The sequence below is a fragment of the Mycolicibacterium aubagnense genome, assembly GCF_010730955.1.
Lineage (GTDB): Bacteria > Actinomycetota > Actinomycetes > Mycobacteriales > Mycobacteriaceae > Mycobacterium > Mycobacterium aubagnense.
Genome location: NZ_AP022577.1, coordinates 2,786,731 through 2,811,403, shown reverse-complemented (window position 1 = coordinate 2,811,403; position 24,673 = coordinate 2,786,731). Strand labels below are relative to the sequence as shown.

General features: G+C 68.3%; 23 protein-coding genes. 19 read left to right on the top strand and 4 right to left on the bottom strand.

The window, feature by feature from the left end; translation table 11 throughout:
* Positions 1-69 precede the first annotated feature (69 nt).
* Genes dacB through G6N59_RS13890 form a run of 5 tightly spaced genes read left to right on the top strand, consistent with a single transcriptional unit; the run spans position 70 to position 6,306 of the window.
* Entirely contained in the window at positions 70-1,440 is a 1,371-nt protein-coding gene (gene dacB / locus G6N59_RS13910; protein WP_138232842.1) for a D-alanyl-D-alanine carboxypeptidase/D-alanyl-D-alanine endopeptidase, read from the top strand.
* Positions 1,428-2,486 (top strand): Rv3626c family coenzyme F420 biosynthesis-associated protein, encoded by a 1,059-nt coding sequence (locus G6N59_RS13905; RefSeq protein ID WP_138232841.1) that lies wholly within the window; start codon positions 1,428-1,430, stop codon positions 2,484-2,486. Before dacB ends, G6N59_RS13905 begins: the two co-directional genes overlap by 13 nt.
* Positions 2,465-3,439 carry a tRNA lysidine(34) synthetase TilS gene (gene tilS, locus G6N59_RS13900; RefSeq protein WP_138232840.1) on the top strand — a complete coding sequence of 325 codons (975 nt, stop codon included), beginning with the start codon at positions 2,465-2,467 and terminating at the stop codon, positions 3,437-3,439. The genes G6N59_RS13905 and tilS overlap by 22 nt, the downstream gene beginning before the upstream one ends.
* A gap of 58 nt (positions 3,440-3,497) precedes the next feature.
* Positions 3,498-4,061, top strand: a complete 564-nt coding sequence (gene hpt, locus G6N59_RS13895; protein WP_179970315.1) for a hypoxanthine phosphoribosyltransferase — start codon at positions 3,498-3,500, stop codon at positions 4,059-4,061.
* A gap of 19 nt (positions 4,062-4,080) precedes the next feature.
* Positions 4,081-6,306, top strand: coding sequence for a molybdopterin oxidoreductase family protein (locus G6N59_RS13890; protein ID WP_138232838.1), 2,226 nt, complete (start codon positions 4,081-4,083; stop codon positions 6,304-6,306).
* Here the strand turns inward: G6N59_RS13890 and G6N59_RS13885 are convergent.
* The 3 genes from G6N59_RS13885 to G6N59_RS13875 are packed head-to-tail and all read right to left on the bottom strand — an operon-like array spanning position 6,303 to position 9,163.
* Positions 6,303-7,028: an SIMPL domain-containing protein gene (locus tag G6N59_RS13885; RefSeq protein ID WP_138232837.1), complete on the bottom strand. Its 726-nt coding sequence runs from the start codon at positions 7,026-7,028 to the stop codon at positions 6,303-6,305. The genes G6N59_RS13890 and G6N59_RS13885 overlap by 4 nt on opposite strands.
* Before the next feature lie 21 nt (positions 7,029-7,049).
* The gene (locus G6N59_RS13880; RefSeq protein WP_138232836.1) at positions 7,050-8,225 is read right to left on the bottom strand and encodes an LLM class flavin-dependent oxidoreductase; all 1,176 of its coding nucleotides are present in this window, start codon (positions 8,223-8,225) and stop codon (positions 7,050-7,052) included.
* Positions 8,222-9,163, bottom strand: a complete 942-nt coding sequence (locus G6N59_RS13875; RefSeq protein WP_138232873.1) for an alpha/beta fold hydrolase — start codon at positions 9,161-9,163, stop codon at positions 8,222-8,224. Before G6N59_RS13875 ends, G6N59_RS13880 begins: the two co-directional genes overlap by 4 nt.
* Before the next feature lie 133 nt (positions 9,164-9,296).
* Here G6N59_RS13875 and ftsH point away from each other — a divergent pair, with 133 nt between their 5' ends.
* The 11 genes from ftsH to G6N59_RS13820 all read left to right on the top strand — a co-directional run bounded on the left by ftsH (position 9,297) and on the right by G6N59_RS13820 (position 18,645).
* The gene (ftsH, locus tag G6N59_RS13870; RefSeq protein ID WP_138232835.1) at positions 9,297-11,543 is read left to right on the top strand and encodes an ATP-dependent zinc metalloprotease FtsH; all 2,247 of its coding nucleotides are present in this window, start codon (positions 9,297-9,299) and stop codon (positions 11,541-11,543) included.
* A gap of 8 nt (positions 11,544-11,551) precedes the next feature.
* On the top strand, positions 11,552-12,160 hold the full coding sequence (folE, locus tag G6N59_RS13865; RefSeq protein WP_138232834.1) for a GTP cyclohydrolase I FolE: 609 nt from the start codon (positions 11,552-11,554) through the stop codon (positions 12,158-12,160).
* 20 nt (positions 12,161-12,180) lie between these two features.
* Positions 12,181-12,975, top strand: coding sequence for a dihydropteroate synthase (gene folP, locus G6N59_RS13860; protein ID WP_138232872.1), 795 nt, complete (start codon positions 12,181-12,183; stop codon positions 12,973-12,975).
* Complete coding sequence (gene folB, locus G6N59_RS13855) at positions 12,968-13,342, top strand: dihydroneopterin aldolase (protein ID WP_138232833.1); 375 nt, start codon at positions 12,968-12,970, stop codon at positions 13,340-13,342. Before folP ends, folB begins: the two co-directional genes overlap by 8 nt.
* Positions 13,335-13,850 (top strand): 2-amino-4-hydroxy-6-hydroxymethyldihydropteridine diphosphokinase, encoded by a 516-nt coding sequence (folK, locus tag G6N59_RS13850; protein WP_138232832.1) that lies wholly within the window; start codon positions 13,335-13,337, stop codon positions 13,848-13,850. The genes folB and folK overlap by 8 nt, the downstream gene beginning before the upstream one ends.
* Positions 13,850-14,326, top strand: a complete 477-nt coding sequence (locus G6N59_RS13845) for a DUF3180 domain-containing protein (protein WP_138232831.1) — start codon at positions 13,850-13,852, stop codon at positions 14,324-14,326. The genes folK and G6N59_RS13845 overlap by 1 nt, the downstream gene beginning before the upstream one ends.
* Before the next feature lie 78 nt (positions 14,327-14,404).
* Entirely contained in the window at positions 14,405-15,463 is a 1,059-nt protein-coding gene (locus G6N59_RS13840; protein ID WP_138232830.1) for a DUF6779 domain-containing protein, read from the top strand.
* A gap of 80 nt (positions 15,464-15,543) precedes the next feature.
* Complete coding sequence (locus G6N59_RS13835) at positions 15,544-16,470, top strand: Rossmann-like and DUF2520 domain-containing protein (RefSeq protein ID WP_138232829.1); 927 nt, start codon at positions 15,544-15,546, stop codon at positions 16,468-16,470.
* Positions 16,467-17,423: a pantoate--beta-alanine ligase gene (gene panC, locus G6N59_RS13830; protein ID WP_138232828.1), complete on the top strand. Its 957-nt coding sequence runs from the start codon at positions 16,467-16,469 to the stop codon at positions 17,421-17,423. Before G6N59_RS13835 ends, panC begins: the two co-directional genes overlap by 4 nt.
* Complete coding sequence (gene panD, locus G6N59_RS13825) at positions 17,423-17,830, top strand: aspartate 1-decarboxylase (RefSeq protein ID WP_138232827.1); 408 nt, start codon at positions 17,423-17,425, stop codon at positions 17,828-17,830. Before panC ends, panD begins: the two co-directional genes overlap by 1 nt.
* A 5-nt stretch (positions 17,831-17,835) precedes the next feature.
* Positions 17,836-18,645, top strand: coding sequence for a type III pantothenate kinase (locus G6N59_RS13820; RefSeq protein ID WP_138232826.1), 810 nt, complete (start codon positions 17,836-17,838; stop codon positions 18,643-18,645).
* Here G6N59_RS13820 and G6N59_RS13815 read toward each other — a convergent pair.
* Positions 18,642-19,889 carry an alanine racemase gene (locus tag G6N59_RS13815; RefSeq protein ID WP_163911316.1) on the bottom strand — a complete coding sequence of 416 codons (1,248 nt, stop codon included), beginning with the start codon at positions 19,887-19,889 and terminating at the stop codon, positions 18,642-18,644. The two genes, G6N59_RS13820 and G6N59_RS13815, sit on opposite strands and share 4 nt — an antisense overlap.
* A 24-nt stretch (positions 19,890-19,913) precedes the next feature.
* On the opposite strand from G6N59_RS13815, the gene lysS reads away from it, so the two are divergent.
* The 3 genes from lysS to clpC1 all read left to right on the top strand — a co-directional run bounded on the left by lysS (position 19,914) and on the right by clpC1 (position 24,657).
* Positions 19,914-21,416 carry a lysine--tRNA ligase gene (lysS, locus tag G6N59_RS13810; RefSeq protein WP_138232871.1) on the top strand — a complete coding sequence of 501 codons (1,503 nt, stop codon included), beginning with the start codon at positions 19,914-19,916 and terminating at the stop codon, positions 21,414-21,416.
* Between the two features lie 109 nt (positions 21,417-21,525).
* Positions 21,526-21,873: a histone-like nucleoid-structuring protein Lsr2 gene (gene lsr2 / locus G6N59_RS13805; RefSeq protein ID WP_138232824.1), complete on the top strand. Its 348-nt coding sequence runs from the start codon at positions 21,526-21,528 to the stop codon at positions 21,871-21,873.
* A gap of 258 nt (positions 21,874-22,131) precedes the next feature.
* Positions 22,132-24,657, top strand: coding sequence for an ATP-dependent protease ATP-binding subunit ClpC (gene clpC1 / locus G6N59_RS13800; protein ID WP_138232823.1), 2,526 nt, complete (start codon positions 22,132-22,134; stop codon positions 24,655-24,657).
* Positions 24,658-24,673 lie beyond the last annotated feature (16 nt).

Below are 24,673 nucleotides of genomic sequence, written 5' to 3'. Positions count from 1 at the left end.
TAGACGAGCGATACCCTGCTCAGTGACATACGCGGACCCAGAGCGGACCCAGAGCAGTTCAGGAGCAGCATGCGGCCCACCCGGTGGCGCCGATCGACCCACGTGGTGATCGGTGTGGCAGTTCTGGTGCTGGTCGCCGCGCTGGTGGCAGCGGCCGCAGTGCTGACGCATCACGATGCCGCCCCCGCGGCCGGGACCGCCGTCAAGCCACAACCCGCGCTCGTCACACCCCGACCAGGGGTGCAGCCCGTCTCCGACTCTGCCGCGCAACCGGTGCCCGGGCAGCTGGCCGCCGTGCTGGCGCCGCTGGCGGCGAACCCGAATCTCGGCATGCTGGGGGCCCGGGTCACCGATGCCGTCACCGGTACCCAGCTGTGGGCACAGGGCGCGAACGTCCCGCTGCAGCCCGCGTCCACGAACAAGACGCTGACGGCTGCGGCGGCGTTGCTCACGCTCGATCGCAACGCCAGGCTGACCACGACGGTCGTGTCGGGTGACACCCCGGACGTCGTGGTGCTCAAGGGTGGCGGCGACCCGACACTGTCCGCGGCGGCGCCCGGCACCGACACCTGGTACGGCGACGCGGCCCGCATCTCAGACCTGGCCGACCAGGTCCGCAAGGCCGGCGTCACACCGACGGCCGTGCAGGTCGACATCAGCCTCTACTCGGGTCCCACGATGGCGCCAGGCTGGGACCTCGCCGACATCGAGGGCGGTGACTGGGCCCCGATCCAATCGGCGATGATCGATGCCGGCCGCATCCAGCCCACCACCGTGGAATCCAGGCGGTCGACCACCCCGGCGCTCGATGCCGGACGGGCCCTGGCCGCGGCGTTGCGGGTCGACCCCGCCAATGTCACGGTCCGCACCACGCCGGCCGCCGGCCAGCAGCTCGCGGCGGTGCAATCCCCGCCGCTGATCGAGCGCCTGCGCGAGATGATGGGCGCCTCCGACAACGTCATGGCCGAATCGATCGGCCGCGAGGTCGCCGCCGCGGTGAACCAGCCACAGAGTTTCGACGGCGGGGTCCGCGCTGTCCTCGGCCAGCTGGCGAAGGCGGGACTGACGACTTCGGGTGCGACGCTGTTCGATGCCAGCGGCCTATCGGTGAATGACCGGCTCACCGCGACCGTCCTGGACGACGTGGTCAACGCCGCCGCGGGCACCAGCGAGCCCCGCCTGCGTCCGCTGCTGGACGTCCTGCCGATCGCCGGCGGCAGCGGCACGCTGTGGGACCGCTACGCCGACACCCCGTCCGCCGGATATCTGCGGGCCAAGACCGGCTCGCTGACGGGTACCAACGCGCTGGCGGGCATCGTCACCGACCAGAGCGGACGGGTCCTGACCTTCGCACTGATCTCCAACAACGCCGGTCCGGAAGGACGCACCGCACTGGACGCCCTGGCTGCGGCGTTCCGGTCCTGCGGGTGCGGCTCGTGAGCCAGACGCCGACCGTCGGCCGGGCCGTCGACTGGAGCTTCGCCGCCACGGTCGGTGCCAAGCTGACCCGCCAGGAACCGGCGACCACCGACTACACCCGCAATCAGGTGTATGAGCAGCTCGCCGACTCGGCTCGGCGCGCCGAGCTCCCGGTGCGGGAAGTGACTCTGCTCAATGAGGGTGCCGAGGTGCCCGAAGCGCGTGTCGTCGACCGCCAGGACTGGGTGCGGGCCGCCACGGAGTCCATGCGGGTGATGACGGGTGGCGAAACATCACGTCCCACAGGTCTTGCCGCCAAACTGGGCGGCCGCATCGCCGGTGCGCAGACGGGTGCGGTGCTGGCGTTCGTGTCGTCGGGCATCCTGGGGCAGTACGACCCGTTCGCGGCAAATGGGGGTCAGCTCCTCCTGGTCGCGCCGAATGTGCTTGCCGCAGAACGACACTTGAAGGTCGATCCCGCCGACTTCCGGCTCTGGGTGTGCCTGCACGAAGTGACGCACCGCGTGCAGTTCCGCGCCAACCCGTGGCTCGCCGGCCACATGTCGCAGGCGCTGGCGGTTCTGACGGACGAATCCGGTCTCGATGCCGGTGACATCGCCGGCCGGGTGGCCGAGTACGTGCGGACCCAGCGCAGCGGCGAGGCCGACCCGAATTCGCAAGGCATCCTGGGCGTCCTGCGCATCGTGCAGTCCGATGAGCAGCAGCGCGCGCTGGACCAGCTGCTGGTGCTGGGGACCTTGCTGGAAGGTCACGCCGACCACGTGATGGACGCCGTCGGGCCGGCGGTGGTGCCTTCGGTGGTCACCATCCGCAGCCGGTTCGACCACCGTCGGCACCGCAAACATTCGCCGCTGCAACGGATCGTCCGCGCCCTGCTCGGCGTCGATGCCAAGGTGGCGCAGTACACCCGCGGCAAGAAGTTCGTCGACGAGGTGGTGTCGACGGTCGGTATGACGCGGTTCAACGCGATCTGGACCGACGCCGAAACCCTGCCGCTGCCAACCGAAATCGACGAGCCGCGGCGATGGATCGATCGAGTGCTTTGAGCAGACTGCGCCCTGCGGTCATGGCGTTCGCGCGCCGGCATCCGGCCGACCGCTGGTGCGTCGGGCTTTCCGGTGGCGCCGACTCGCTCGCGCTGACGGCCGTCGCCGCTGCCCTCAAGCCGACCACCGCTTTGATCGTCGACCACGGTCTGCAACCCGGATCGGCGGAGGTGGCGGCCACGGCGGCAGCTCAAGCCAGGAAACTGGGTTGTGTTGACGCCCAAGTGATTTCCGTCAACGTTGGCACCGATGGCGGCCCGGAAGCTGCCGCCCGCACCGCGCGGTATGACGCATTGAACCAGGCCCGCGCCGGGGCGCCGGTGCTACTCGCGCACACGCTCGACGATCAGGCCGAGACGGTACTTCTCGGGTTGGGTCGGGGCTCGGGTCCGAGATCCATTGCCGGCATGCGGGTTTGGGACCCGCCGTGGGGCCGGCCCCTGCTTGAGGTACGGCGTGCCGACACCGAGGCCGCCTGCGCCGAGCTGGGGCTCACGCCGTGGCGGGATCCGCACAACACCGACCCGCGCTACACCCGAGTGCGGCTGCGCACCGAGGTGCTGCCGCTGCTCGAGGAGGTGTTGTCCGGCGGGGTCGCGCGGGCGCTGGCCCGTACCGCCGCCGCCCTGCGGGAGGACAACGATGCCCTCGACGCCTTGGCCGCCACCCATCTGGCCGCACTGCGCAGCGACTCGGTACATGGCACCGCTGCCGGCCTGACCGTCGCCGGACTCGAGGAACTCCCCGCTGCCCTGCGGCGCCGGGTCATCCGCGGATGGCTGCTGGACGTCGGAGCGACGGCGCTCACCGACGGGCAGCTGCGCGCCGTCGACGCGCTGGTCGGGGACTGGCACGGGCAGGGCGGCGCCGCGGTGCCCTCGTCGCTGCGGTATCAGCGGCTCGTGGTCACCCGCCGCGCCGGAATGCTCACAGTCGCCGCCCGGCCCGTGTGAGCGACCACGCAGCGGGACGGTCTTGGTACTGGGCGAGCAGGCGTGGCACGCTGTTGCCGTGGATCTGTACCCGGGTGACATCAAGTCGGTTCTCCTGTCCCAGGAGCAGGTTCAGGCGCGCATCGCCGAGATGGCCGAGCTGATCGCCGAGGACTATCGCGCCGACTCCGGCGATCAGGACCTGCTGCTGATCACCGTGCTCAAGGGCGCGGTCATGTTCGTGACCGACCTGGCGCGCGCGATCCCGCTGCCGACGCAGCTGGAGTTCATGGCCGTCAGCTCCTACGGGTCGTCGACCTCGTCCTCGGGCGTAGTGCGCATCCTCAAGGACCTCGACCGCGACATCAGCGGCCGCGACGTGCTGATAGTCGAGGACATCATCGACTCCGGCCTGACCCTGTCGTGGCTGCTGCGCAACCTGGCGACCCGGGGACCGCGCTCGCTGCGGGTGTGCACGCTGCTGCGCAAGCCCGACGCCATGCGCGCCGACATCGACGTCGCCCACATCGGGTTCGACATCCCCGATGAGTTCGTGGTCGGCTACGGCCTGGACTACGACGAGCGCTACCGCGACCTGCCGTACATCGGCACGCTCGACCCGAAGGTGTACGAACAGCAGTAGCCGGAGCAGAATCGCGTGCATGAGCACCGCACTCCGGATCTGCCCCTTCTGTGAAGCCACCTGCGGCCTGACCCTCACCATCGACGACGGTCGCGTGACCGGCGCGCGCGGTGACCACGACGACGTCTTCAGCGCGGGATTCATCTGTCCCAAGGGCGCCAGCTTCGGTGAGCTCGACAACGATCCCGACCGGCTGACGCGCCCGCTCGTGCGCCGCGACGGCGTGCTGACCGAGGTCGACTGGGACGAGGCCTACGCCGTCGTCGCCGAGCGGCTCGGCGCGGTGATCGCCGCGCACGGGGGTGCCTCGGTGGGCGTGTACCTGGGTAACCCGAACGCGCACACCATCGCGGGCGCGCTCTATGCCCCGCTGATCATCAAAGGCCTGGGCACCCGCCAGGTGTTCAGCGCCAGCACCCTCGACCAGATGCCCAAACACGTTGCGCTGGGTCTGATGTTCGGCAGCCCGGGCGCGTTCACGGTGCCCGACCTCGATCGCACGGACTACCTGGTGATCATCGGCGCGAATCCGCTGGTGTCCAACGGCAGCGTGACCACCGCTGCCGACTTCCCCGGCAAGCTGCGGGCGCTCAAGAAGCGCGGCGGCAAGCTCGTGGTGATCGACCCGGCCCGCACCCAGACCGCCAAACTCGCCGACCGGCACCTGGCGCCGCGCCCGGGCACCGACGCGGCGCTACTGCTCGCCGTCGTGCACGTGCTGTTCGATGAAGGGCTGGTCGACCTCGGAGCGAACGCCGAGCACGTCATCGGCGTCGAACAGGTTCGGGCGCTGGCCGACGACTTCGCACCGGAAGCGGTCGAACAGGCCTGCGGGATCGATGCCGGCGAGATTCGCCAACTGGCCCGTGAGCTCGCGGCGGCACCGACGGCCGCGGTGTACGGCCGGATCGGTACCTCCACAGTCGAATTCGGCACGATCGGCAGCTGGCTAGTCGACGTGATCAACGTCCTCACCGGCAACCTGGACCGGCCCGGTGGCGTGATGTTCCCGCTCGGTGCGGCCGTCCCGGCGCCGCGGCCTCGGAAGGCCGGGCAGCCCGGCCGCGGGTTCCGAACCGGACGGTGGGCCAGTCGGGTCTCCGGTTACCCCGAAGTGATGTCCGAGTTGCCGGCCGCCGCGCTGGCGGAGGAGATCGACACCGCGGGCGACGGCCAGATCAAGGCGATGATCACCATCGCCGGCAACCCGGTGCTGTCGGCGCCGGACGGTGACCGGCTCGACAAGGCTTTGGACAGTGTCGAATTCATGCTGTCCGTCGACCCGTACCTGAACGAGACCACGCGGCACGCCGACGTGATCCTGCCGCCGCCACCGCCCGCGCAGAGCCCGCACTTCGATGTCCTGCTGAACAATCTCGCGGTGCGCAACAACGTCCGCTACTCGCCACCGGTGCTGCCGCGCGACAACCGCCCGGACGAGGCCGAGATTTTGTCTCGTATTGCGTTGGTGTTGTACGGCGTTGGGACGCAAGCCGATCCGGCCCTCGTCGACGCCCAGGTGATCGCCGCGACGCTGGCCAAGGAAACGCAGGACCCCGATTCGCCGGTCGCCGGGCGCGACGTCGACGAACTGACCGGCATGCTCCCCGCGGGCCCCGGCTATGAGCGCCGGCTGGACCTGATGCTGCGGCTCGGGCCTTACGGCGACGCATTCGGCACCAAGCCCGACGGGCTGACCCTCGAAAAGGTCAAGGCCAATCCGCACGGCATCGACCTGGGGGCGATGCGGCCGCGGATTCCCGAAGTACTCCGAACCCCAAGTGGGCGAATCGAACTCGCGCCGGAGCCGATCATCGCCGACGTGGCGCGGCTGCGAGAGGCGCTGAGCCGCTCGGCCGGCGGCTTCCTGCTCATCGGCCGCCGTCACCTGCGCTCGAACAACAGCTGGATGCACAACCTGCCCGCGCTGTCCGGCGGAACCAATCGGTGCACCTTGCAGATTCACCCCGACGATGCCGCGGATCTGGGTCTCACCGACGTTGCCATCATCAAGGGGCCCGGTGGTGAACTACTGGCCCCGATCGAGGTGACCGATGTGATGCGGCGCGGCGTGGTGTCGCTGCCGCACGGCTGGGGCCACAACCGTGGCGGCACCGGTCAGCGGCTCGCGAGCAGCCACCCGGGCGTCAACGTCAACCAGCTCAACGACGGCACTCACCTGGACCGGTTGTCCGGTACCGCGGTGCTGAACGGCATTCCCGTTGAAATTGCGCCCGCCGGCTAGCTGCCCAGCTCCCAGATCACGGTCACCGAGAAGTTGACCGTCTGCTGGCCCGGGGACAGGGGCACGGCCTCGGCCATGGCCATCCTCGGCGCGGGCATGGGTGTCGGAGTAGTGCCGCCGGTCGCTTCGGAGATCGAAACCACCTTGCCGAGGTTCAGGCCGGACAACTGGGCGTACTGCTGGGCGCGGTCCTTCGCGTCGTTGAAGGCGCGGGTGCGGGCGTCCTTGACCAGCTGCGAGTCGTCGTCGATGGAGTAGGCGACATTGCTGATCCGGGTGGAATTACCGCCGGCAGTGACGATCTTCGCCAGCACCTGCGACGCGGTGTCGAGCTTGCGGACCTTGATGTCGATGGTGTTGCTGGCCCGGTAGCCGGTGATGACGGAGTCGCGGTAGTCGGGCTGCAGCTCGACCTGCTTGGTGGCGATGTCCTTCTTGTCGATGCCGGCCCCGGCCAGTGCATCGATCACCGCCTGCTGACGGCTGCTGGTCTGGTTCATCGCGGCGGTGACGTCCGGCGCGATGGCTTCGATGGAGGCCGTGACGTTCAGGGTGTCCGGCGTGCCCTGGACCTTGCCGGTGCCGACGACGGTGACCTGGCGGTTCTCCGGCTTGGCTGCGTCGGAGCTCCCGTCGGAACCGCAGCCGGCGACGCCGACGGCTCCGGCGATCGCGAGTCCGGCGAGGGTCAGGGCTGCGGTACGTCGGGTCACAAATGGCATGTCGTCCACCGTACCGATCGCTCAGGACTCGTTGGTGTGCTCGGCGATCGCGTTCACGACGGCTTCGCCGACCCGGCCGAACAACTGGTCGCGCATGCCCTTGGCCCACTCGTGCGAGGCGTGCGGCGCGGTGAGCTGGCCCTTGAAATGGGGGATCACCTCGCGGGCGAACAACTCGTACGAGTGCATAGTCGCGGCCGGCGGCGCCCAGTCGTGGCCGAGCATCAGGAACGTGCCGAAGCCGCCTGACCGGTCCAGCATGTCCTGGAGGTAGCCGATGGCATCGGCGGGCGTGCCGATGCAGCAATTGCCTTTGGCCGCATAGTCTTCGACGAATTGCCGCGACGTCGGTGCCGGACCGGTCTGGCTGCCGAGCGGGACGAAGCCGGCCGCGCCGAAGTAGTTCGAGAAGTCCTCCAGGCCGTACGTGCAGTCCTCGATGGCCTGCTCGCGGGTGTCGGCGAGGTGTATGACGCCGAGGACCCGCCAGCTCCGCCGGTCCGGTTCGGGACGCCCGGCTTTCGCGGCCTGGTCGGACACGATGTCCCAGGTGGTCTCGAGGGCGGCGTAGCCGCCGGGCACCGACATCGACAGCGACAGCAGCGACGTGCCCAACTGCCCGGCCAGCCGGGGCCCTGACGGGGAAACCATTGCGGCCGTGGATATCTCGGGATAGGGCCAGGTGTACGGCCGGATGTGCAGTGCGGCGTCGCGCAGGGTGAACCAGTCGGTCTCTCGGGAGATCCGTTCATCGGGACCGGCCCGGAACAGGGCCAGGATGGCCTCCAGGGACTGCTGCATCATCGGCCGCTGGTTCACGGGGTCGATGCCCATCATGTAGGCGTCCGACGGCAGCGCGCCGGGGCCGGTGCCGAACATGACCCGGCCGCGGGTCAGGTGGTCGAGCAGCACCCAGCGGTCGGCGACCATCAGTGGATGGTGATACGGCAGCGACACCACGCCGGTGCCGAATCGGATGTTCTTCGTGCGCTCGGCCGCGGTCGCGATGAACACCTCGGGGCAGGCGATCAATTCGTAACCGCCGGAATGGTGTTCGCCGAACCACACCTCGTCGTAGCCCAGCTGGTCCAGGCGCACGGTGCATTCCAGGTCGTATTCCAGTGCGGTGGTGGGGGATTGGCCGACCGGGTGGAACGGCGTGAGGAAAGCTCCGAAATTCAACGGCCGACCCGTCATTTCAGTCCTTCGATGAAGTCGATGAGGGCGGCGTTGACCTCGTCGGGGCGCTCTTGCTGCAGCCAGTGCCCGGCGCCGGGGATCATGACCTCCCGGTAGTCGCCGGTGACGACGTCGCGGACCCGGTCGCGCGGGGTGAAACTCAGCACGGGGTCGGCGCTGCCGGCCAGGAACAGGGTCGGCACCGTGATGGTCGGGGCGGGGGTGGTCGCCGTCAGCTCCCAGTTCCGGTCGAAGTTGCGGTACCAGTTCAGCGGACCGGTGAAGCCTGTTTCGGTGAAAGCCGTTACGTACGGCTCGAATTCGTCTTCGGTGAGCCAGTCCGGCAATGCCGGCAGTGGGGTGCCGACGAGCGAGTCCGGTGGTGCGGCGAAGCCTTCCTCCGCGATCATCCGGCGCATCGTGCTCCGCGGGTCGCGCCCGAGGGCCGCGTCGGCGACCCCGGGTTCCTGGAAATACAGCATGTAGAAGTAGTTGTCGCCGACCCGCCGGCGCCAGATCTGCGTCGGTGGGGCCGACGCCCGCGGCACCGGCGGCACGCTCAGCGCGGCGACGGCCGCCACTCGGTCGGGGTGCAGCAACGCGAAGTTGCACACCACCGGCGAGCCCCAGTCGTGCCCGACGACCACCGCGCGCTCGGCTCCGACGTCGTCGAGGAGCCCGGCCAGGTCTGCGGTGAGGTGGACGATGTCGTAGTCCTCGATCGCCGGCGGGCGCGACGAGCCGCCGTAGCCCCGTTGGTCGGGAGCCAGCACGTGGTAGCCGGCTGCGGCCAGCGCCGGAATCTGGTGCCGCCACGAGTACGCGAGTTCGGGGAAGCCGTGCGCGAGGACGACGACGGGCGCGCCGCGGTCCCCGGCTTCGGTGACCTGCAGCCGCACGCCGCCTGTCTCGACTAACCGCTTGGTGGACGTGATCACGGTCTCACCAAAGCACAGCGGCCGTCCGGCGGGAAGGAGGTACCACTGCCGGGAACTGCCGATCGTTTGCATAGCGGTAACCTGTGAACTATCCCGCATCTGTGTCTCGGAAGGACCTGGCCGACGAGTATTCGCCGGCCGAAATATGTCGATGAAGCGTAAAAATGTCATCCGCACCCTGACCGTCGTCGCGGTCGTGTTGCTGCTGGGTTGGTCTTTCTTCTATTTCAGTGATGACACCCGCGGTTATCACCAGGTAGACACCTCAGTGGCCGTCGCCCAGATCAACGCCGGGAACGTCACCGGCGCCCAGATCGACGACCGGGAACAGCAGGTCCGGTTGGACCTGAAGAGCGTCACCCCGGACACCGACAACAGCAACAAGATCATCACGTCGTTCCCGACGGGTTATGCGGTGCCGCTGTTCGACGTGCTCAACGGTAAGAACGTCAAGACCAAGACGGTCGTCAACCAGGGCAGCATCCTCAGCTCGCTGCTGATCTACCTGCTGCCGCTGCTGCTGCTCGTCGGCCTGTTCTTCATGTTCTCCCGGATGCAGGGCGGCGGCCGGATGGGCTTCGGCTTCGGCAAGTCGAAAGCGAAGCTGCTCGGCAAGGACATGCCCAAGACGACGTTCGCGGACGTCGCGGGCGTCGACGAGGCCGTCGAAGAGCTCTACGAGATCAAGGACTTCCTGCAGAACCCGAGCCGCTACCAGGCCCTCGGCGCCAAGATTCCCAAGGGCGTGCTGCTGTACGGGCCGCCTGGTACGGGCAAGACCCTGCTCGCGCGTGCTGTCGCCGGTGAGGCCGGCGTGCCGTTCTTCACCATTTCCGGCTCGGACTTCGTCGAGATGTTCGTCGGCGTCGGTGCTTCCCGCGTGCGCGACCTGTTCGAACAGGCCAAGCAGAACAGCCCGTGCATCATCTTCGTCGACGAGATCGACGCCGTCGGCCGTCAGCGCGGTGCCGGCCTGGGCGGCGGGCACGACGAACGCGAGCAGACCCTGAACCAGCTGCTGGTGGAAATGGACGGCTTCGGCGACCGCCAGGGCGTCATCCTGATCGCCGCCACCAACCGGCCCGACATCCTCGACCCGGCGCTGCTCCGGCCTGGCCGCTTCGACCGGCAGATCCCGGTGTCAGCGCCGGACCTGGCCGGTCGCAGGGCCGTGCTGCGGGTGCACTCGGCAGGCAAGCCCATCGCGCCCGACGCGGACCTCGAGGGCCTGGCCAAGCGCACGGTCGGCATGTCCGGTGCCGACCTGGCCAACGTCATCAACGAGGCCGCACTGCTGACCGCCCGCGAGAACGCCTCGGTCATCACCGGGCCGGCGCTGGAAGAGGCCGTCGACCGGGTGATCGGCGGGCCCCGCCGCAAGGGCCGCATCATCAGCGAGCACGAGAAGAAGATCACCGCCTACCACGAGGCCGGGCACACCCTGGCCGGCTGGGCCATGCCGCACCTGGACCCGGTGTACAAGGTCACGATCCTGGCGCGCGGCCGCACCGGCGGCCACGCTGTCGCGGTGCCCGAAGACGACAAGGGCATGCAGACGCGCTCCGAACTGATCGCCCGTCTGGTGATGGCGATCGGCGGACGCGCCGCTGAAGAACTGATCTTCCGCGAGCCCACCACCGGTGCGGTGTCCGATATCGAGAACGCCACCAAGATCGCCCGTGCCATGGTCACCGAGTTCGGCATGAGCGCCAGGCTGGGCGCGGTCCGCTACGGAACCGAGCATGGTGACCCGTTCCTCGGGCGCACCATGGGCACTCAGGCCGATTACAGCCATGAGGTCGCACAGCTCATCGATGACGAGGTGCGCAAGCTCATCGAGGCCGCTCACACCGAGGCCTGGGATGTGCTCACCCACTACCGCGATGTGCTCGACAAACTGGCCGGTGAGCTGCTGGAGAAGGAGACGCTGCACCGCGCCGATCTCGAGGTCATCCTGGCCGGCGTCGAGAAACGCCCCCGGCTGACCTTGTTCGACGACTTCGGCGGCCGGATTCCGTCGGAGAAGCCACCCATCAAGACGCCCGGCGAGCTGGCCATCGAGCGCGGCGAGCCGTGGCCCCCGCCGGTCGAGGAGCCGGCGTTCAAGGCGGCGATCGCCGCGGCCAGCCAGGCCGCGGCCGGGGTGAACGGCACCAACGGTGCGCACGGCGTGCCGAATGGTCAGCCGCCGCACGGCCAGACCCAGCCGAACTACGGCGCACCCGCGGGCTGGCAGGCCCCGGGCTGGCCGCCGCAGGGACCGCCTCAGCACGGCCACCACGCGCCGCAGGGCCAGTGGTACCCGCAGCCGGGATGGGGTCAGCCCGGTCCGCCGCAGGGCTACCAGCCCTACCCCCAGCAACCGGCGCAGCCGCCGGCCCAGCCCAACGACGAGTAGGCGCACAGATGACGCGGTCGCAGATCCACTCGGCCAGGCTCACCCCGCCGACGTTCGATCACGATCGAGCCGAAGCCGCGGTGCGTGAGCTGCTACTCGCAGTGGGCGAGGACCCGGACCGCGACGGGTTGCGGGACACGCCAGGCCGCGTCGCGCGCGCCTTCGAGGAGATCTTCGGCGGGCTGTACACCGACCCCGACGCCGTCCTCGACACCACCTTCGACGAGGGCCACGAAGAACTGGTGCTGGTCAAGGACATCCCGATGTACTCGACCTGCGAGCACCATCTGGTGTCGTTCCACGGTGTCGCACACGTCGGCTACATCCCGGGCGAGGACGGCCGGGTGACCGGTCTGTCCAAGATCGCGCGGCTGGTCGATCTGTACGCCAAGCGGCCGCAGGTGCAGGAGCGGCTGACCGGCCAGATCGCCGACGCCCTGATGCGCAAGCTGAACCCGCGGGGCGCCATCGTGGTGGTCGAGGCCGAACACCTGTGCATGGCGATGCGCGGGGTCCGCAAGCCCGGCGCGGTGACCACCACGTCGGCGGTACGCGGCCAGTTCAAGACCTGCGCGTCGTCGCGCGCCGAGGCGCTGGATCTGATCCTGCGGAAGTGAGCGCACTGCCAGTTCAGGTGATGGGCGTCGTCAACGTCACCGCCGACTCGTTCTCCGACGGTGGACGTTTCCTGGACCACGATCGAGCGATCGCGCACGGTCTGACGTTGGCGTCCCAGGGGGCCCAGATCATCGACGTCGGCGGGGAATCGACCCGGCCGGGTGCGGCCCGGGTGGACCCGGAGGTCGAACGCGGCCGGATCCTGCCGGTGATCAGAGAGCTTGTCGCGCACGGCATCACGGTCAGCGTCGACACCATGCACGCCGACGTGGCCGAGGCCGCCCTGGCATGCGGCGCCCATATCGTCAACGACGTGTCCGGCGGACGGGCCGACCCGAACATGGCCCCGCTGCTGGCCGACGCGCGGGTGCCGTGGGTGCTGATGCACTGGCGGGAGGTCGATGCCGACCAGCCGCACCGGATCCCGGAGTACTCCGATGTGGTGGCGGACGTGCGGGCCGAGCTGCTCGCCGCGGTCGACGACGCCGTCGCGGCGGGGGTGGAGCCGGGCAACCTGATCATCGATCCGGGTCTGGGCTTCGCCAAGTCGGCGGGGCACAATTGGGCGCTGTTGCGGGCCCTGCCCGAGCTGGTCGCCACCGGGATCCCGGTGTTGGTCGGGGCGTCGCGGAAGCGATTCCTCGGCACCCTCCTCGCGGATGCCGACGGCAAACCGCGCGAGCCCGACGGCCGCGAGACGGCGACGGCGGTCATCTCGGCGCTGGCCGCGCAGCACGGTGTCTGGGGGGTTCGGGTGCATGATGTGCAGGCCTCAGTGGACGCGTTGAAAGTGGTGGAGGCCTGGCATGGCTGATCGAATCGAATTGCGGGGCTTGACCGTTCGTGGGCACCACGGGGTCTTCGACCATGAGCGTCGCGACGGACAGGACTTCGTCGTCGACATCACCGTGTGGATCGACTTGGCCGCCGCCGCGCTGAGCGACGAGTTGTCGGACACCCTCGATTACGGTGCGCTGGCTCAGCAGGCCGCGGACATCATCGCCGGGCCGCCGCGGAATCTGATCGAGACGGTGTCCGGCGAGATCGCCGATTCGGTGATGAACGACCAGCGCGTGCATGCCGTCGAGGTGGTGCTGCACAAGCCCAGTGCGCCGATCCCGTTGGCGTTCAACGACGTTGCGGTGGTGGCGCGCAGGTCCAGACGGGGCGGCCGTGGCTAGCGTGGTCCTCTCCATCGGCTCAAACCTGGGCGACCGGCTGGCCCAGCTGCAGTCGGTGGTCTCCGGACTGGGTGATGCCGTGCGGGCGATCTCGCCGGTCTACGAGACCGATGCCTGGGGCGGCGTCGAGCAGGGGCCGTTCCTGAACGCCGTGCTGCTGGCCGACGATCCCGTCCTCGACGGCCCGGGCTGGTTGCGCCGGGCCCACGAGTTCGAGAACGCCGCGGACCGGGTCCGCGAACAGCGTTGGGGTCCACGCACTCTCGACGTCGACATCGTCAGCTGTCACGACGGCGAGGTCGAGGTGCGCTCTGCCGATCCGACCCTGACGCTGCCGCACCCACTGGCTCATCAACGCGCCTTCGTGCTGGTGCCGTGGCTGGCTGCCGATCCCGATGCGGCGCTGACCGTGGACGGGCGACCGGTGCCGGTCACTGATCTGCTGGCCGTGCTCGATGCCGGGGAACGCAATGGAGTGCGCCGCACCGACCTGGCGCTGGTGCCCTGATGGGACCGACCCGCAAACGCGATCTCGCCATCGGCACGCTGCTGGCCACCATCGCCGCCTATCTGCTGGTGACCCTGGTGTACCGCTGGTTTCCCCCGATCACGGTGTGGACGGGGTTGTCGCTGTTGGCTTTTGCCGCCGCCGAAGCAGGGTGGGCCTTCTACCTACGGGCCAAGATCAGGGATGGCGCCGTCGGGGTGGGAGCCGGCCGGATCCATCCGCTGGCCGTCGCCCGGTCGGTGGTCGTGGCCAAGGCGTCGGCCTGGGTCGGTGCGCTGGCCCTCGGCTGGTGGCTCGGCGTACTCGGCTACGTGATCCCGCGGCGGGGTGTGCTGCGGGTGGCCGCAGCCGATTTCCCGGGCGCCACGACCGCGGCCGTCAGTGCGCTGGCTCTCCTGGTGGCAGGCATGTGGTTGCAGCATTGCTGCCGTGCCCCGCTGGAGCCGCCGGAGAAGTCTGACGGCGCAACCGAATGAGTAACGATCCGGCGGGGATGTGGGGAATCGCCGCCGTGGGCGACCTGCGATGGGAACGCAAAACGGTACAGTCAGCCCATGATCGATCCGACCCGGGCGGCGCGCGGCAGGCGCGCAAACCGCAGGCCGGGTTGGTTGCTGCTGACGGCACTGCTGGTGCTGGCCATCGTCGCCAGCTCCGCACTCGTGTTCACCGATCAGGTCGAGTTGCTGAAACTGGCTGTCGTCATTGCCTTGTGGGCCGCGGTGGCGGCGGCGTTCGCGTCGTTCGTGTACCGGCGCCAGGCCGATCTGGACCAGGCCCGGGCCCGCGACCTCAAGCTCGTCTACGACCTGCAGCTGGACCGCGAGATCGCGGCGCGTCGCGAATACGAACTGTCGCTGGAATCGCACCTGCGCCGTGAGCTGGCCTCCGAGCTGCGTGCCCAGTCGTCCGACGAGGTCGCGGCGCTGCGCGCGGAGCTCGCCGCGCTCCGCGCCAACCTCGAGTTCTACTTCGATACCGATCTGGCGCACCGCCCCGCGCTCGAGACCGACCGCAGCGGGCAGGCCGCGCCGGTCGGCCGCGTGGTCGCCAGCCGAATCGACACCGAGGACCGGCCGGACCTGATGTCGGAGCCGAACACCGAAGAGAGCCCGATCATCGACGTGGCGGCCGAGCCGCATGTGCCGCCGGACCCGTGGGCACCGCCGCCCCCGCCGCCGCAGCCGCCATTCGGCGGCGCGCACCGTCGTCCCCCGCAGCCGGCACCGTCGGACTGGCAACCGTCCCCGGCCGAGGGGCAGTGGATCCCGGCAGGTCACCCGGGCAGCAACTGGGCAGCAGCCGCGACGCCCGAACCGGTGCAGCCGCCGGTCCCGCCGGTCCAGGACCGTGGCCCCGAACCGACCATGACCCTGCCGGTCGTCCCGCCGGCGCCCGAGCCGGCCTCCGAACCGCCGCGCCGGGGCCGCCACGGCGCTCCCGTGGAACCGCCGGCGGCAGAGACCCCTGTCACATCCGGTCGTCGGCGCCGTGCCGAGCCCGAGGATGAACCCGCAGGTCAGCACGTTGGCGGGCAGCCGGCGGCCGAATTGCTGGCGCGTCTGCAGGCCAACACCAGCGGCGGTGGCCGTCGACGTCGCCGCGAGGACTGAGCTACGCTCTGCGGTGACCGTCCGGTACCTGCCAGGCAGGACCGGAACGAGGAGAAACCACCAATTGTGAGGTCGCTGCAATGAAGCAGCTCGACGGACTGCGTCCGGCCCGGCTCACTGTCGGAATCATTTCCGCAGGGCGGGTCGGCAGTGCGCTGGGTGTTGCGCTGGAGCGCGCCGACCACGTCGTCGTCGCCTGTAGCGCGATCTCCCATGCGTCCCGCGGCCGTGCTGAACGGCGACTGCCCGACACCCAGGTGCTGCCCGCCCACGACGTCGCCGCCAAGGCCGAACTCCTGTTGCTGGCCGTGCCGGACGCGGAGCTGACGTCCGTCGTCGCCGGCCTGGCGGCCACCGGATCGGTCCGCCCGGGCACCATCGTCGTACACACCTCGGGCGCCAACGGCATCGCGGTGCTGGCCCCGCTGACCGAGCAGGGCTGTATCCCGCTGGCCATCCACCCCGCCATGACGTTCACCGGCTCGGACGAGGACATCACCCGGCTGTCGGAGACCTGTTTCGGGATCACCGCGGCCGACGACATCGGCTACGCCGTCGCCCAGTCTCTTGTTCTCGAGATCGGCGGCGAACCGTTCCGGGTTCGCGAAGACGCCCGCACGCTCTATCACGCGGCTTTGGCGCACGCCGGCAATCACGTCATCACCGTCGTTCTCGACGCCGTCGAAGCCCTGCGCGGTGCGCTGGCGGGTCAGGAACTGCTCGGCCAGGAGCTGGTCACGGGTGACCCGGCCGGCATCGCCGAACGCATTCTCGCGCCGCTGGCCCGGGCTTCCCTGGAGAACGCGCTGCAGCGTGGGCAGAGTGCGCTGACGGGCCCGGTGGCCCGCGGTGACGGCGCCGCCGTCGCTGCACATCTGGGTGCCCTCGTAGAAACGAATCCTGAACTGGCGCAGGCATATCGGGCCATGTCGCTGCGTACCGCGCAACGGGCCCACGCGCCCGATGAGGTTTTCGCCGTGTTGAACGACTCAGGGAGAGCGCAGTGACTGATCGCAGGCCGCCGAAGTTCACCGCCGGCGAGCTGAACCTCTACACCAATCCGACCGACGTGTCGGACGTGTCGCGGGTGCTGCGCTCCACCGGGCGCCGGGTGATGCTCGTGCCGACCATGGGTGCGCTGCACGACGGTCACCTGGAGCTGGTGCGGTCCGCCAAGAAGGTGCCCGGAGCTGTCGTGGTGGTGTCGATCTTCGTCAACCCCTTGCAGTTCGGTGCGGGCGAGGACCTGGACGCCTACCCGCGCACCCTGGATTCCGACGTCGAGCTGCTGCGGGGTGAGGACGTCGACATCGTCTTCGCGCCCAGCGCGGCCGACATGTACCCGGGCGGTCAGCGCACCACGGTGATGCCGGGGCCGCTGGGCGCCGAGCTGGAGGGCGGTTCCCGCCCGACGCATTTCTCCGGGATGCTGACCGTGGTGCTCAAGCTGCTGAACATCGTGCGCCCCGATCGCGCGTTCTTCGGTGAAAAGGACTATCAGCAGCTGGTTCTGGTGCGCCAGATGGTCGACGATCTCGACCTCGACGTGCGTGTCCAGGCGGTGCCGATCGTGCGCGAGAACGACGGTCTGGCCATGTCGTCGCGCAACCGCTACCTGGACGCCGAACAGCGCGAGCAGGCCGGGGCGTTGTCCGCGGCGCTACTCGCCGGCAAGTACTCCGCGCCGCACGGCGCGGCCGCCGCACTCGATGCGGCCCGGGCGGTCCTCGATGAGGTACCCGCCATCGACGTCGACTATCTGGAGGTCCGGGACCCCTGGCTGGGTCCGGCACCGGCCTCGGGCCCGGCCCGGATGCTGGTGGTGGGCCGGCTCGGCAAGACCAGATTGTTGGACAACATCGCCATCGATATCGGCGCATCCGCAGGGATCGACGGTCACCCCACTGTGGGGTCTGCCGCCGACCAGGACGGGAGCCACGAATTACCTTGGAGGAATTGATGTTTCGCACCATGTTGAAGTCCAAGATTCACCGCGCCACAGTGACGCAGGCGGACCTGCACTACGTCGGCTCGGTGACCATCGACGCCGATCTGATGGACGCCGCAGACATCCTCGAGGGCGAGCAGGTCACCATCGTCGACATCGACAACGGCAACCGGCTGGTCACCTACGCCATCACCGGTGAGCGCGGGACCGGCATCATCGGGATCAACGGTGCCGCAGCGCATCTCATCCACCCGGGTGACCTGGTGATCCTGATCGCCTACGCCACCATGGACGACGCCGAGGCCCGCACGTACCAGCCGAACGTGATCTTCGTCGACGCGCAGAACCGGCAGCTCGACTTCTCGCACGACGCCGCGCACGTCCCGGACGGCGTCGACGGCCTGCTCTCGCCGCGGTAACGCCGGTGCTGCTGGCAATCGATGTCCGCAATACCCACACCGTCGTCGGGTTGATCTCCGGCTCCGGGGATCACGCAAAAGTGGTGCAGAACTGGCGGATTCGCACTGAGTCGGAAGTGACGGCCGACGAGCTCGCGTTGACCATCGACGGACTGATCGGTGACGATGCCGAAAACCTGCTCGGCGCAACCGGTTTGTCGACGGTGCCGTCGGTGCTGCACGAAATCCGGGTGATGCTGGACCAGTACTGGCCGAAGGTGCCGCACGTCCTGATCGAGCCGGGTGTGCGCACCGGCATCCCGCTGCTGGTCGACAACCCCAAAGAGGTCGGGGCCGACCGGATCGTCAATTGCCTTGCGGCGTACCAGAAGTACGGCACGGCGGCCATCGTCGTCGACTTCGGGTCATCGATCTGCGTCGACGTCGTCTCGGCCAAGGGTGAGTTTCTCGGCGGCGCCATCGCTCCGGGTGTCCAGGTGTCCTCGGATGCCGCGGCGGCCCGTTCGGCGGCACTGCGCCGGGTCGAGCTGACCCGGCCCCGGTCGGTGATCGGCAAGAACACCGTCGAGTGCATGCAGGCCGGTGCGGTGTTCGGCTTCGCCGCCCTGGTGGACGGCTTGGTGAACCGGGTACGTGAGGACCTCGAGGACTTGCGCGGTTCCGACGGCCACAACGTGACCGTGGTGGCCACCGGGCACACCGCGCAGTTGGTGCTGCCCGACCTGCGGACCGTGCAGCACTACGACAAGCACCTCACGCTCGACGGCCTGCGCATGGTCTTCGAGCGCAACCAGCGCAACTCGCGCCGCTCCTAGAAGAAGGTCCGCACCAGTTCCACCACCCGGTGGTCGGCGTCCAGCACCGGGATGAGCTGCCACTTGTCGAACACCGTGCAGGGGTGGGAGATCCCGAACTCGAGCCAGTCACCGACATCCAGGCTCCGGTCGGCCGGCGCCAGCCGCAGGTAGGCGTGCTGGTCGTTGAGCTTCTCGACGCGGCTGTCGGGCCGTCCGTAGGGCATGGGCAGGTCCTGGTCGAATGACACGTCCCGGCGGCCCATCCCCACGATGGCGAGGTCGGGTTCGGGCCGGGAGAGCACCTGCGCCCATACGCTCAGCGCGGGTTGCAGGTGGCCGCCTTCGGTGCGGCCCAGCGGCGACGTCCGGGCGTAGAGGCCGTCGTCGTGGGTCAGGTAGCAGCCGCTGCGCACCACGGTGTGCACGGACATGCCGTCGGGCCAGCCGGTCAAGATGTCGGCGACCAGGTCGAAGTAGGTGCTGCCACCGGCGGTCACCAGAATCTCATCGGTCTCGAACAGCGGGCGCAGCCGAATTGCCGCGTCGCGCACGGTGTTCAAATACGCGGTCACCGCAGCGACCGCCGACTCGCCGATCTCATGGCCGGTGGCCGCCTCATATCCGGCGACGCCGACCAGCCGCAGCCGGTCCGAGTCCACCACCGCGCGTGCCACCGCGTCCACGGTCTCGGCGTAGCGGCAGCCCGTGCGGCCACCCGGCTGGCCGACTTCGACGCAGACGTCCACCTGGCGGCGCCGGCCCGTCAGTGCGGATGTCATCAGCTGCACGCCCCGGACCGAGTCCACCCAGCACGTCAGCTCGAAATCGGGATTGGCGTCCAGCTCGGCGGCCAGCCAGCGCAGCCCGGTGACGTCGACAAGTTCGTTGGCCAGGATGATCCGGCGGACCCCGAAGGCCCGGAATACCCGGACCTGGCTGATGGTGGCGGCCGTGACGGCCACCGCACCGGCGCCGAGCTGACGGGCCAGCAGCTGCGGGGACATATGGGTCTTGCCGTGTGGCGCGAGTTGCACGCCCCGCCGTCGGCACCAACGCGCCATGGTGACCATGTTGTGCACCAGCGGCTGCGTGCGCAGCGTGCACACCGGCGACACGGCGCCGTCGTCGAACAGGCTGGGCCGCCGACGGCACACCTGGGCAGGGGTCTGGCCCCACCACGAGGACGGCAGGCCCTTGTATTTCCAGTCGATCGGCTCGTGGTCCAGGGCATCGACGGTGGACTGCTCCAAACTGGTGGCCATGGCCTTCATTTAAGCTGGCATTTCGTGAGCGAAGCCGACAGCCCCGACATTCCCGAGCAGTTCCGCATCCGCCAGGCCAAGCGTGAGCGGCTGCTGGCCGAGGGGCGCGACCCGTATCCGGTCGAGGTGCCGCGCACCCACACCCTCGCCGAGCTGAGGGCGGCCTATCCGGAGCTCGCCGCGGACACCGCCACCGGCGACATCGTCGGCGTGGCCGGCCGTGTTGTGTTCGCCCGGAACTCGGGCAAGCTGTGCTTCGCCACGCTCCAGGAGGGCGACGGCACCCAGCTGCAGGCCATGCTGAGCCTGGACAAGGTGGGACAGGAGTCGCTCGACGCCTGGAAGTCCGACGTGGACCTGGGCGACATCGTCTTCGTCGAGGGCGAGGTCATCAGTTCCCGGCGCGGGGAATTGTCTGTGCTTGCCCAGAACTGGCAAATTGTGTCGAAGGCGCTGCGGCCGCTTCCTGTCGCGCACAAGGAATTGAATGAAGAGACCCGGGTCCGGCAGCGGTACGTCGACCTGATCGTGCGCCCGGAAGCCCGCACTGTCGCCCGGCAGCGTATTGCGGTCGTGCGGGCGTTGCGTTCGGCACTGGAGCGCCGCGGCTTTCTGGAAGTCGAGACTCCGATGCTGCAGACGCTGCCCGGTGGCGCCGCGGCGCGCCCGTTCATCACGCACTCCAACGCGCTCGACGCGGATCTGTACCTGCGCATCGCGCCGGAGTTGTTCCTGAAGCGCTGCCTGGTCGGTGGTTTCGAGAAGGTTTTCGAGCTTAATCGGAACTTTCGCAACGAGGGCGCCGATTCCACGCATTCCCCGGAATTCGCGATGTTGGAGACATATCAGGCCTATGGCACATATGACGATTCCGCCATTGTGACGCGTGAGCTTATTCAGGAGGTCGCAGACGAGGCCATTGGCACTCGAATGGTGCCGCTGCCGGACGGCTCCACCTATGACCTCGATGGTGAATGGGCGACCATCGAAATGTATCCGTCGTTGTCCGAAGCCCTGGGTGAGGAGATCACTCCCGATACTTCTGCCGAGTACCTGTGGAAGGTCGCCGAACGACTCGGTGCCGAGATTCCGCGGGACCGCGGATACGGCCACGGGAAATTGATCGAGGAACTGTGGGAGCACACCGTCGGTGATCGTCTTTGGGCGCCGACCTTCGTCCGGGATTTCCCGGTGGAGACCACGCCGCTGACTCGGGCCCACCGCACTATTCCGGGCGTTACAGAAAAATGGGATCTGTATGTCCGGAAGTTCGAGCTGGCCACGGGATATTCGGAGTTGATCGATCCGGTCATTCAGCGTGAGCGTTTCGAGGCCCAGGCTCGTGCCGCCGCTGCCGGTGACGACGAGGCAATGCGACTTGATGAGGATTTCCTTATCGCATTGGAGTATGCGATGCCGCCGACGACCGGAACGGGAATGGGGCTCGACCGCTTGCTGATGGCATTGACGGGGTTGACGATTAGGGACACGGTTTTGTTCCCGATTGTTCGCCGCCAGGCCGACTGAACGGTGTAGTAACCCGGAACTTGTTGAAGGAATTCCAGACCTATGCCAGCATTGTTCTGGCAGAATCGATTCTGCGGTTTTATCGAGGCAGAAGGGTTAGTGTGGGCCGATGGCAAAGAAAGTGACTGTCACGCTCGTCGATGATTTCGACGGTGAAGGTGCGGCGGATGAGACGGTCGAATTTGCGCTCGACGGGGTGAACTACGAGATCGACCTCACCACCAAGAACGCCGCCAAGCTTCGGAATGATTTGAAGAAATGGGTGGAGGCCGGCCGTCGCGTCGGTGGCCGCCGTCGTGGCCGCGCCAGCGCCGGTGCTTCGGGTCGTGGTCGGGCCTCGATCGACCGTGAGCAGAGTGCCGCCATCCGGGAATGGGCTCGTCGCAACGGCCACAATGTCTCCAGCCGCGGTCGTATTCCGGCCGAGATCATCGACGCGTTCCACGCCGCGACGTAGGTCTCCGGGCAACGCAATTCAGTGTTGCCCCCGGATCTTCTGTTCGCTTTCGGCGTAGCGTCGGCGAGCCGATCCGGGAAACGTTTCATATCCGCTGCGCGTTGGCCTTTTCGCAGCGCTGATCGGCCTTGCGAGTAGGGGATACCGCAGGGCACGCAGGCTCGCCGCCCATTAGAGTGGACGGTAGGCGCACAGCGTCGCGACACGCGAAGTGACGCGGCAGGAGCTGCGGCTACGAGGGAGAGCAGGTAACCACCGATGTTTGAGAGATTCACCGACCGGGCCCGTCGGGTCGTCGTCCTGGCGCAAGAAGAAGCCCGGATGCTCAACCACAATTACATCGGCACCGAGCACATCCTGCTTGGCCTCATTCATGAGGGCGAGGGCGTAGCCGCCAAGTCGCTGGAATCGCTGGGCATCTCGCTCGAGGGTGTGCGGAGCCAGGTCGAAGAGATCATCGGCCAGGGGCAGCAGGCCCCGTCCGGCCACATTCCGTTCACGCCGCGTGCCAAGAAGGTGCTGGAGCTGTCTCTGCGCGAGGCGCTGCAGCTCGGCCACAACTACATCGGCACCGAGCACATTCTGCTCGGCCTGATCCGTGAGGGTGAGGGCGTCGCCGCGCAGGTGCTCGTGAAGCTGGGTGCCGAGCTGACCCGCGTGCGTCAGCAGGTCATCCAGCTGCTGTCGGGCTACCAGGGCAAGGAGACCGCCGAAGCCGGTACCGGTGGCCGCGGTGGCGAGACGGGCAACCCGTCGACGTCGCTCGTGCTCGACCAGTTCGGCCGTAACCTGACCGCCGCCGCCGCCGAGGGCAAGCTCGACCCGGTCATCGGCCGGGAGAAGGAAATCGAGCGGGTCATGCAGGTGCTGAGCCGCCGCACCAAGAACAACCCGGTGCTGATCGGTGAGCCCGGCGTCGGTAAGACCGCCGTCGTCGAGGGCCTGGCCCAGGCCATCGTGCACGGCGAGGTCCCCGAGACGCTCAAGGACAAGCAGCTCTACACGCTCGACCTGGGTTCGCTGGTCGCCGGCAGCCGCTACCGCGGTGACTTCGAAGAGCGCCTGAAGAAGGTGCTCAAGGAGATCAACACCCGCGGCGACATCATCCTGTTCATCGACGAGCTGCACACGCTCGTCGGTGCGGGTGCCGCCGAGGGCGCCATCGACGCGGCGAGCATCCTGAAGCCGAAGCTGGCCCGTGGCGAGCTGCAGACCATCGGTGCGACCACCCTCGACGAGTACCGCAAGTACATCGAGAAGGACGCCGCGCTGGAGCGCCGGTTCCAGCCGGTGCAGGTGGGCGAGCCGACAGTCGAGCACACCATCGAGATCCTCAAGGGTCTGCGCGACCGGTACGAGGCGCACCACCGCGTGTCCATCACCGACGGTGCGCTGGTCGCTGCCGCGACGCTGGCCGACCGGTACATCAACGACCGGTTCCTGCCGGACAAGGCCATCGACCTGATCGACGAGGCCGGCGCCCGCATGCGTATCCGCCGGATGACCGCTCCGCCAGACCTGCGCGAGTTCGACGAGAAGATCGCCGACGCCCGCCGGGAGAAGGAATCGGCCATCGACGCGCAGGACTTCGAGAAGGCAGCCCGGCTGCGCGACTCGGAGAAGACGCTGGTCGCCCAGCGCGCCGAGCGCGAGAAGCAGTGGCGTTCGGGCGATCTCGACGTGGTCGCCGAGGTCGACGACGAGCAGATCGCCGAGGTTCTGGGCAACTGGACCGGCATCCCGGTGTTCAAGCTGACCGAGGCCGAGACCACGCGTCTGCTGCGCATGGAAGACGAACTGCACAAGCGGATCATCGGGCAGGTCGACGCCGTCAAGGCAGTCTCGAAGGCCATCCGGCGTACCCGCGCCGGCCTGAAAGACCCGAAGCGTCCGTCGGGCTCGTTCATCTTCGCCGGCCCGTCCGGCGTCGGTAAGACCGAACTGTCCAAGGCGTTGGCGGAATTCCTGTTCGGCGACGACGACGCGCTCATCCAGATCGACATGGGCGAGTTCCACGACCGCTTCACCGCGTCGCGGCTGTTCGGTGCCCCTCCGGGCTACGTCGGCTACGAAGAGGGCGGCCAGCTCACCGAGAAGGTGCGCCGCAAGCCGTTCAGCGTGGTGCTGTTCGACGAGATCGAGAAGGCCCACCAGGAGATCTACAACAGCCTCCTGCAGGTCCTCGAAGATGGCCGCCTGACCGACGGTCAGGGTCGCACCGTCGACTTCAAGAACACCGTGCTGATCTTCACCTCGAACCTCGGCACCAGCGACATCAGCAAGGCGGTTGGTCTCGGCTTCACCCAGGGTGGCGGCGAGAACAACTACGAGCGGATGAAGCTCAAGGTGCACGACGAGCTGAAGAAGCACTTCCGCCCGGAGTTCCTGAACCGTATCGACGACATCATCGTGTTCCACCAGCTGACGCAGGACGAGATCGTCCAGATGGTGGAACTGATGATCGGTCGGGTCGGCAAGCAGCTCAAGGCCAAGGACATGGCCATGGAGCTGACGCCGAAGGCCAAGGCGCTGTTGGCCCGTCGTGGTTTCGATCCGGTGCTGGGGGCGCGGCCGCTGCGTCGCACCATCCAGCGTGAGATCGAGGATCAGCTGTCGGAGAAGATCCTCTTCGAAGAGGTCGGCCCGGGTCAGTTGGTCACCGTCGACGTCGACAACTGGGACGGCGAGAGCAACAACACCGAGGATGCGGTGTTCACCTTCGCCGGCCGTCGCAAGGAATCGGCCGACTTGGCCGAGGCCGCGGCGACTACTGCTGCCGAATAACGGATCGCGAAAAATA

What these genes read in the sequence shown, in the direction of transcription:
- dacB (WP_138232842.1), top strand. Translation starts at nt 70, where the DNA reads ATGCGGCCCACCCGGTGGCGCCGATCGACCCACGTGGTGATCGGTGTG.
- ftsH (WP_138232835.1), top strand. Translation starts at nt 9,297, where the DNA reads ATGAAGCGTAAAAATGTCATCCGCACCCTGACCGTCGTCGCGGTCGTG.
- folB (WP_138232833.1), top strand. Translation starts at nt 12,968, where the DNA reads ATGGCTGATCGAATCGAATTGCGGGGCTTGACCGTTCGTGGGCACCAC.
- G6N59_RS13880 (WP_138232836.1), bottom strand. Translation starts at nt 8,225, where the DNA reads ATGACGGGTCGGCCGTTGAATTTCGGAGCTTTCCTCACGCCGTTCCAC.
- folE (WP_138232834.1), top strand. Translation starts at nt 11,552, where the DNA reads ATGACGCGGTCGCAGATCCACTCGGCCAGGCTCACCCCGCCGACGTTC.
- G6N59_RS13835 (WP_138232829.1), top strand. Translation starts at nt 15,544, where the DNA reads ATGAAGCAGCTCGACGGACTGCGTCCGGCCCGGCTCACTGTCGGAATC.
- G6N59_RS13815 (WP_163911316.1), bottom strand. Translation starts at nt 19,889, where the DNA reads ATGGCCACCAGTTTGGAGCAGTCCACCGTCGATGCCCTGGACCACGAG.
- clpC1 (WP_138232823.1), top strand. Translation starts at nt 22,132, where the DNA reads ATGTTTGAGAGATTCACCGACCGGGCCCGTCGGGTCGTCGTCCTGGCG.
- panD (WP_138232827.1), top strand. Translation starts at nt 17,423, where the DNA reads ATGTTTCGCACCATGTTGAAGTCCAAGATTCACCGCGCCACAGTGACG.
- G6N59_RS13890 (WP_138232838.1), top strand. Translation starts at nt 4,081, where the DNA reads ATGAGCACCGCACTCCGGATCTGCCCCTTCTGTGAAGCCACCTGCGGC.
- lsr2 (WP_138232824.1), top strand. Translation starts at nt 21,526, where the DNA reads ATGGCAAAGAAAGTGACTGTCACGCTCGTCGATGATTTCGACGGTGAA.
- G6N59_RS13840 (WP_138232830.1), top strand. Translation starts at nt 14,405, where the DNA reads ATGATCGATCCGACCCGGGCGGCGCGCGGCAGGCGCGCAAACCGCAGG.
- folP (WP_138232872.1), top strand. Translation starts at nt 12,181, where the DNA reads ATGGGCGTCGTCAACGTCACCGCCGACTCGTTCTCCGACGGTGGACGT.
- G6N59_RS13885 (WP_138232837.1), bottom strand. Translation starts at nt 7,028, where the DNA reads ATGCCATTTGTGACCCGACGTACCGCAGCCCTGACCCTCGCCGGACTC.
- tilS (WP_138232840.1), top strand. Translation starts at nt 2,465, where the DNA reads ATGGATCGATCGAGTGCTTTGAGCAGACTGCGCCCTGCGGTCATGGCG.
- G6N59_RS13845 (WP_138232831.1), top strand. Translation starts at nt 13,850, where the DNA reads ATGGGACCGACCCGCAAACGCGATCTCGCCATCGGCACGCTGCTGGCC.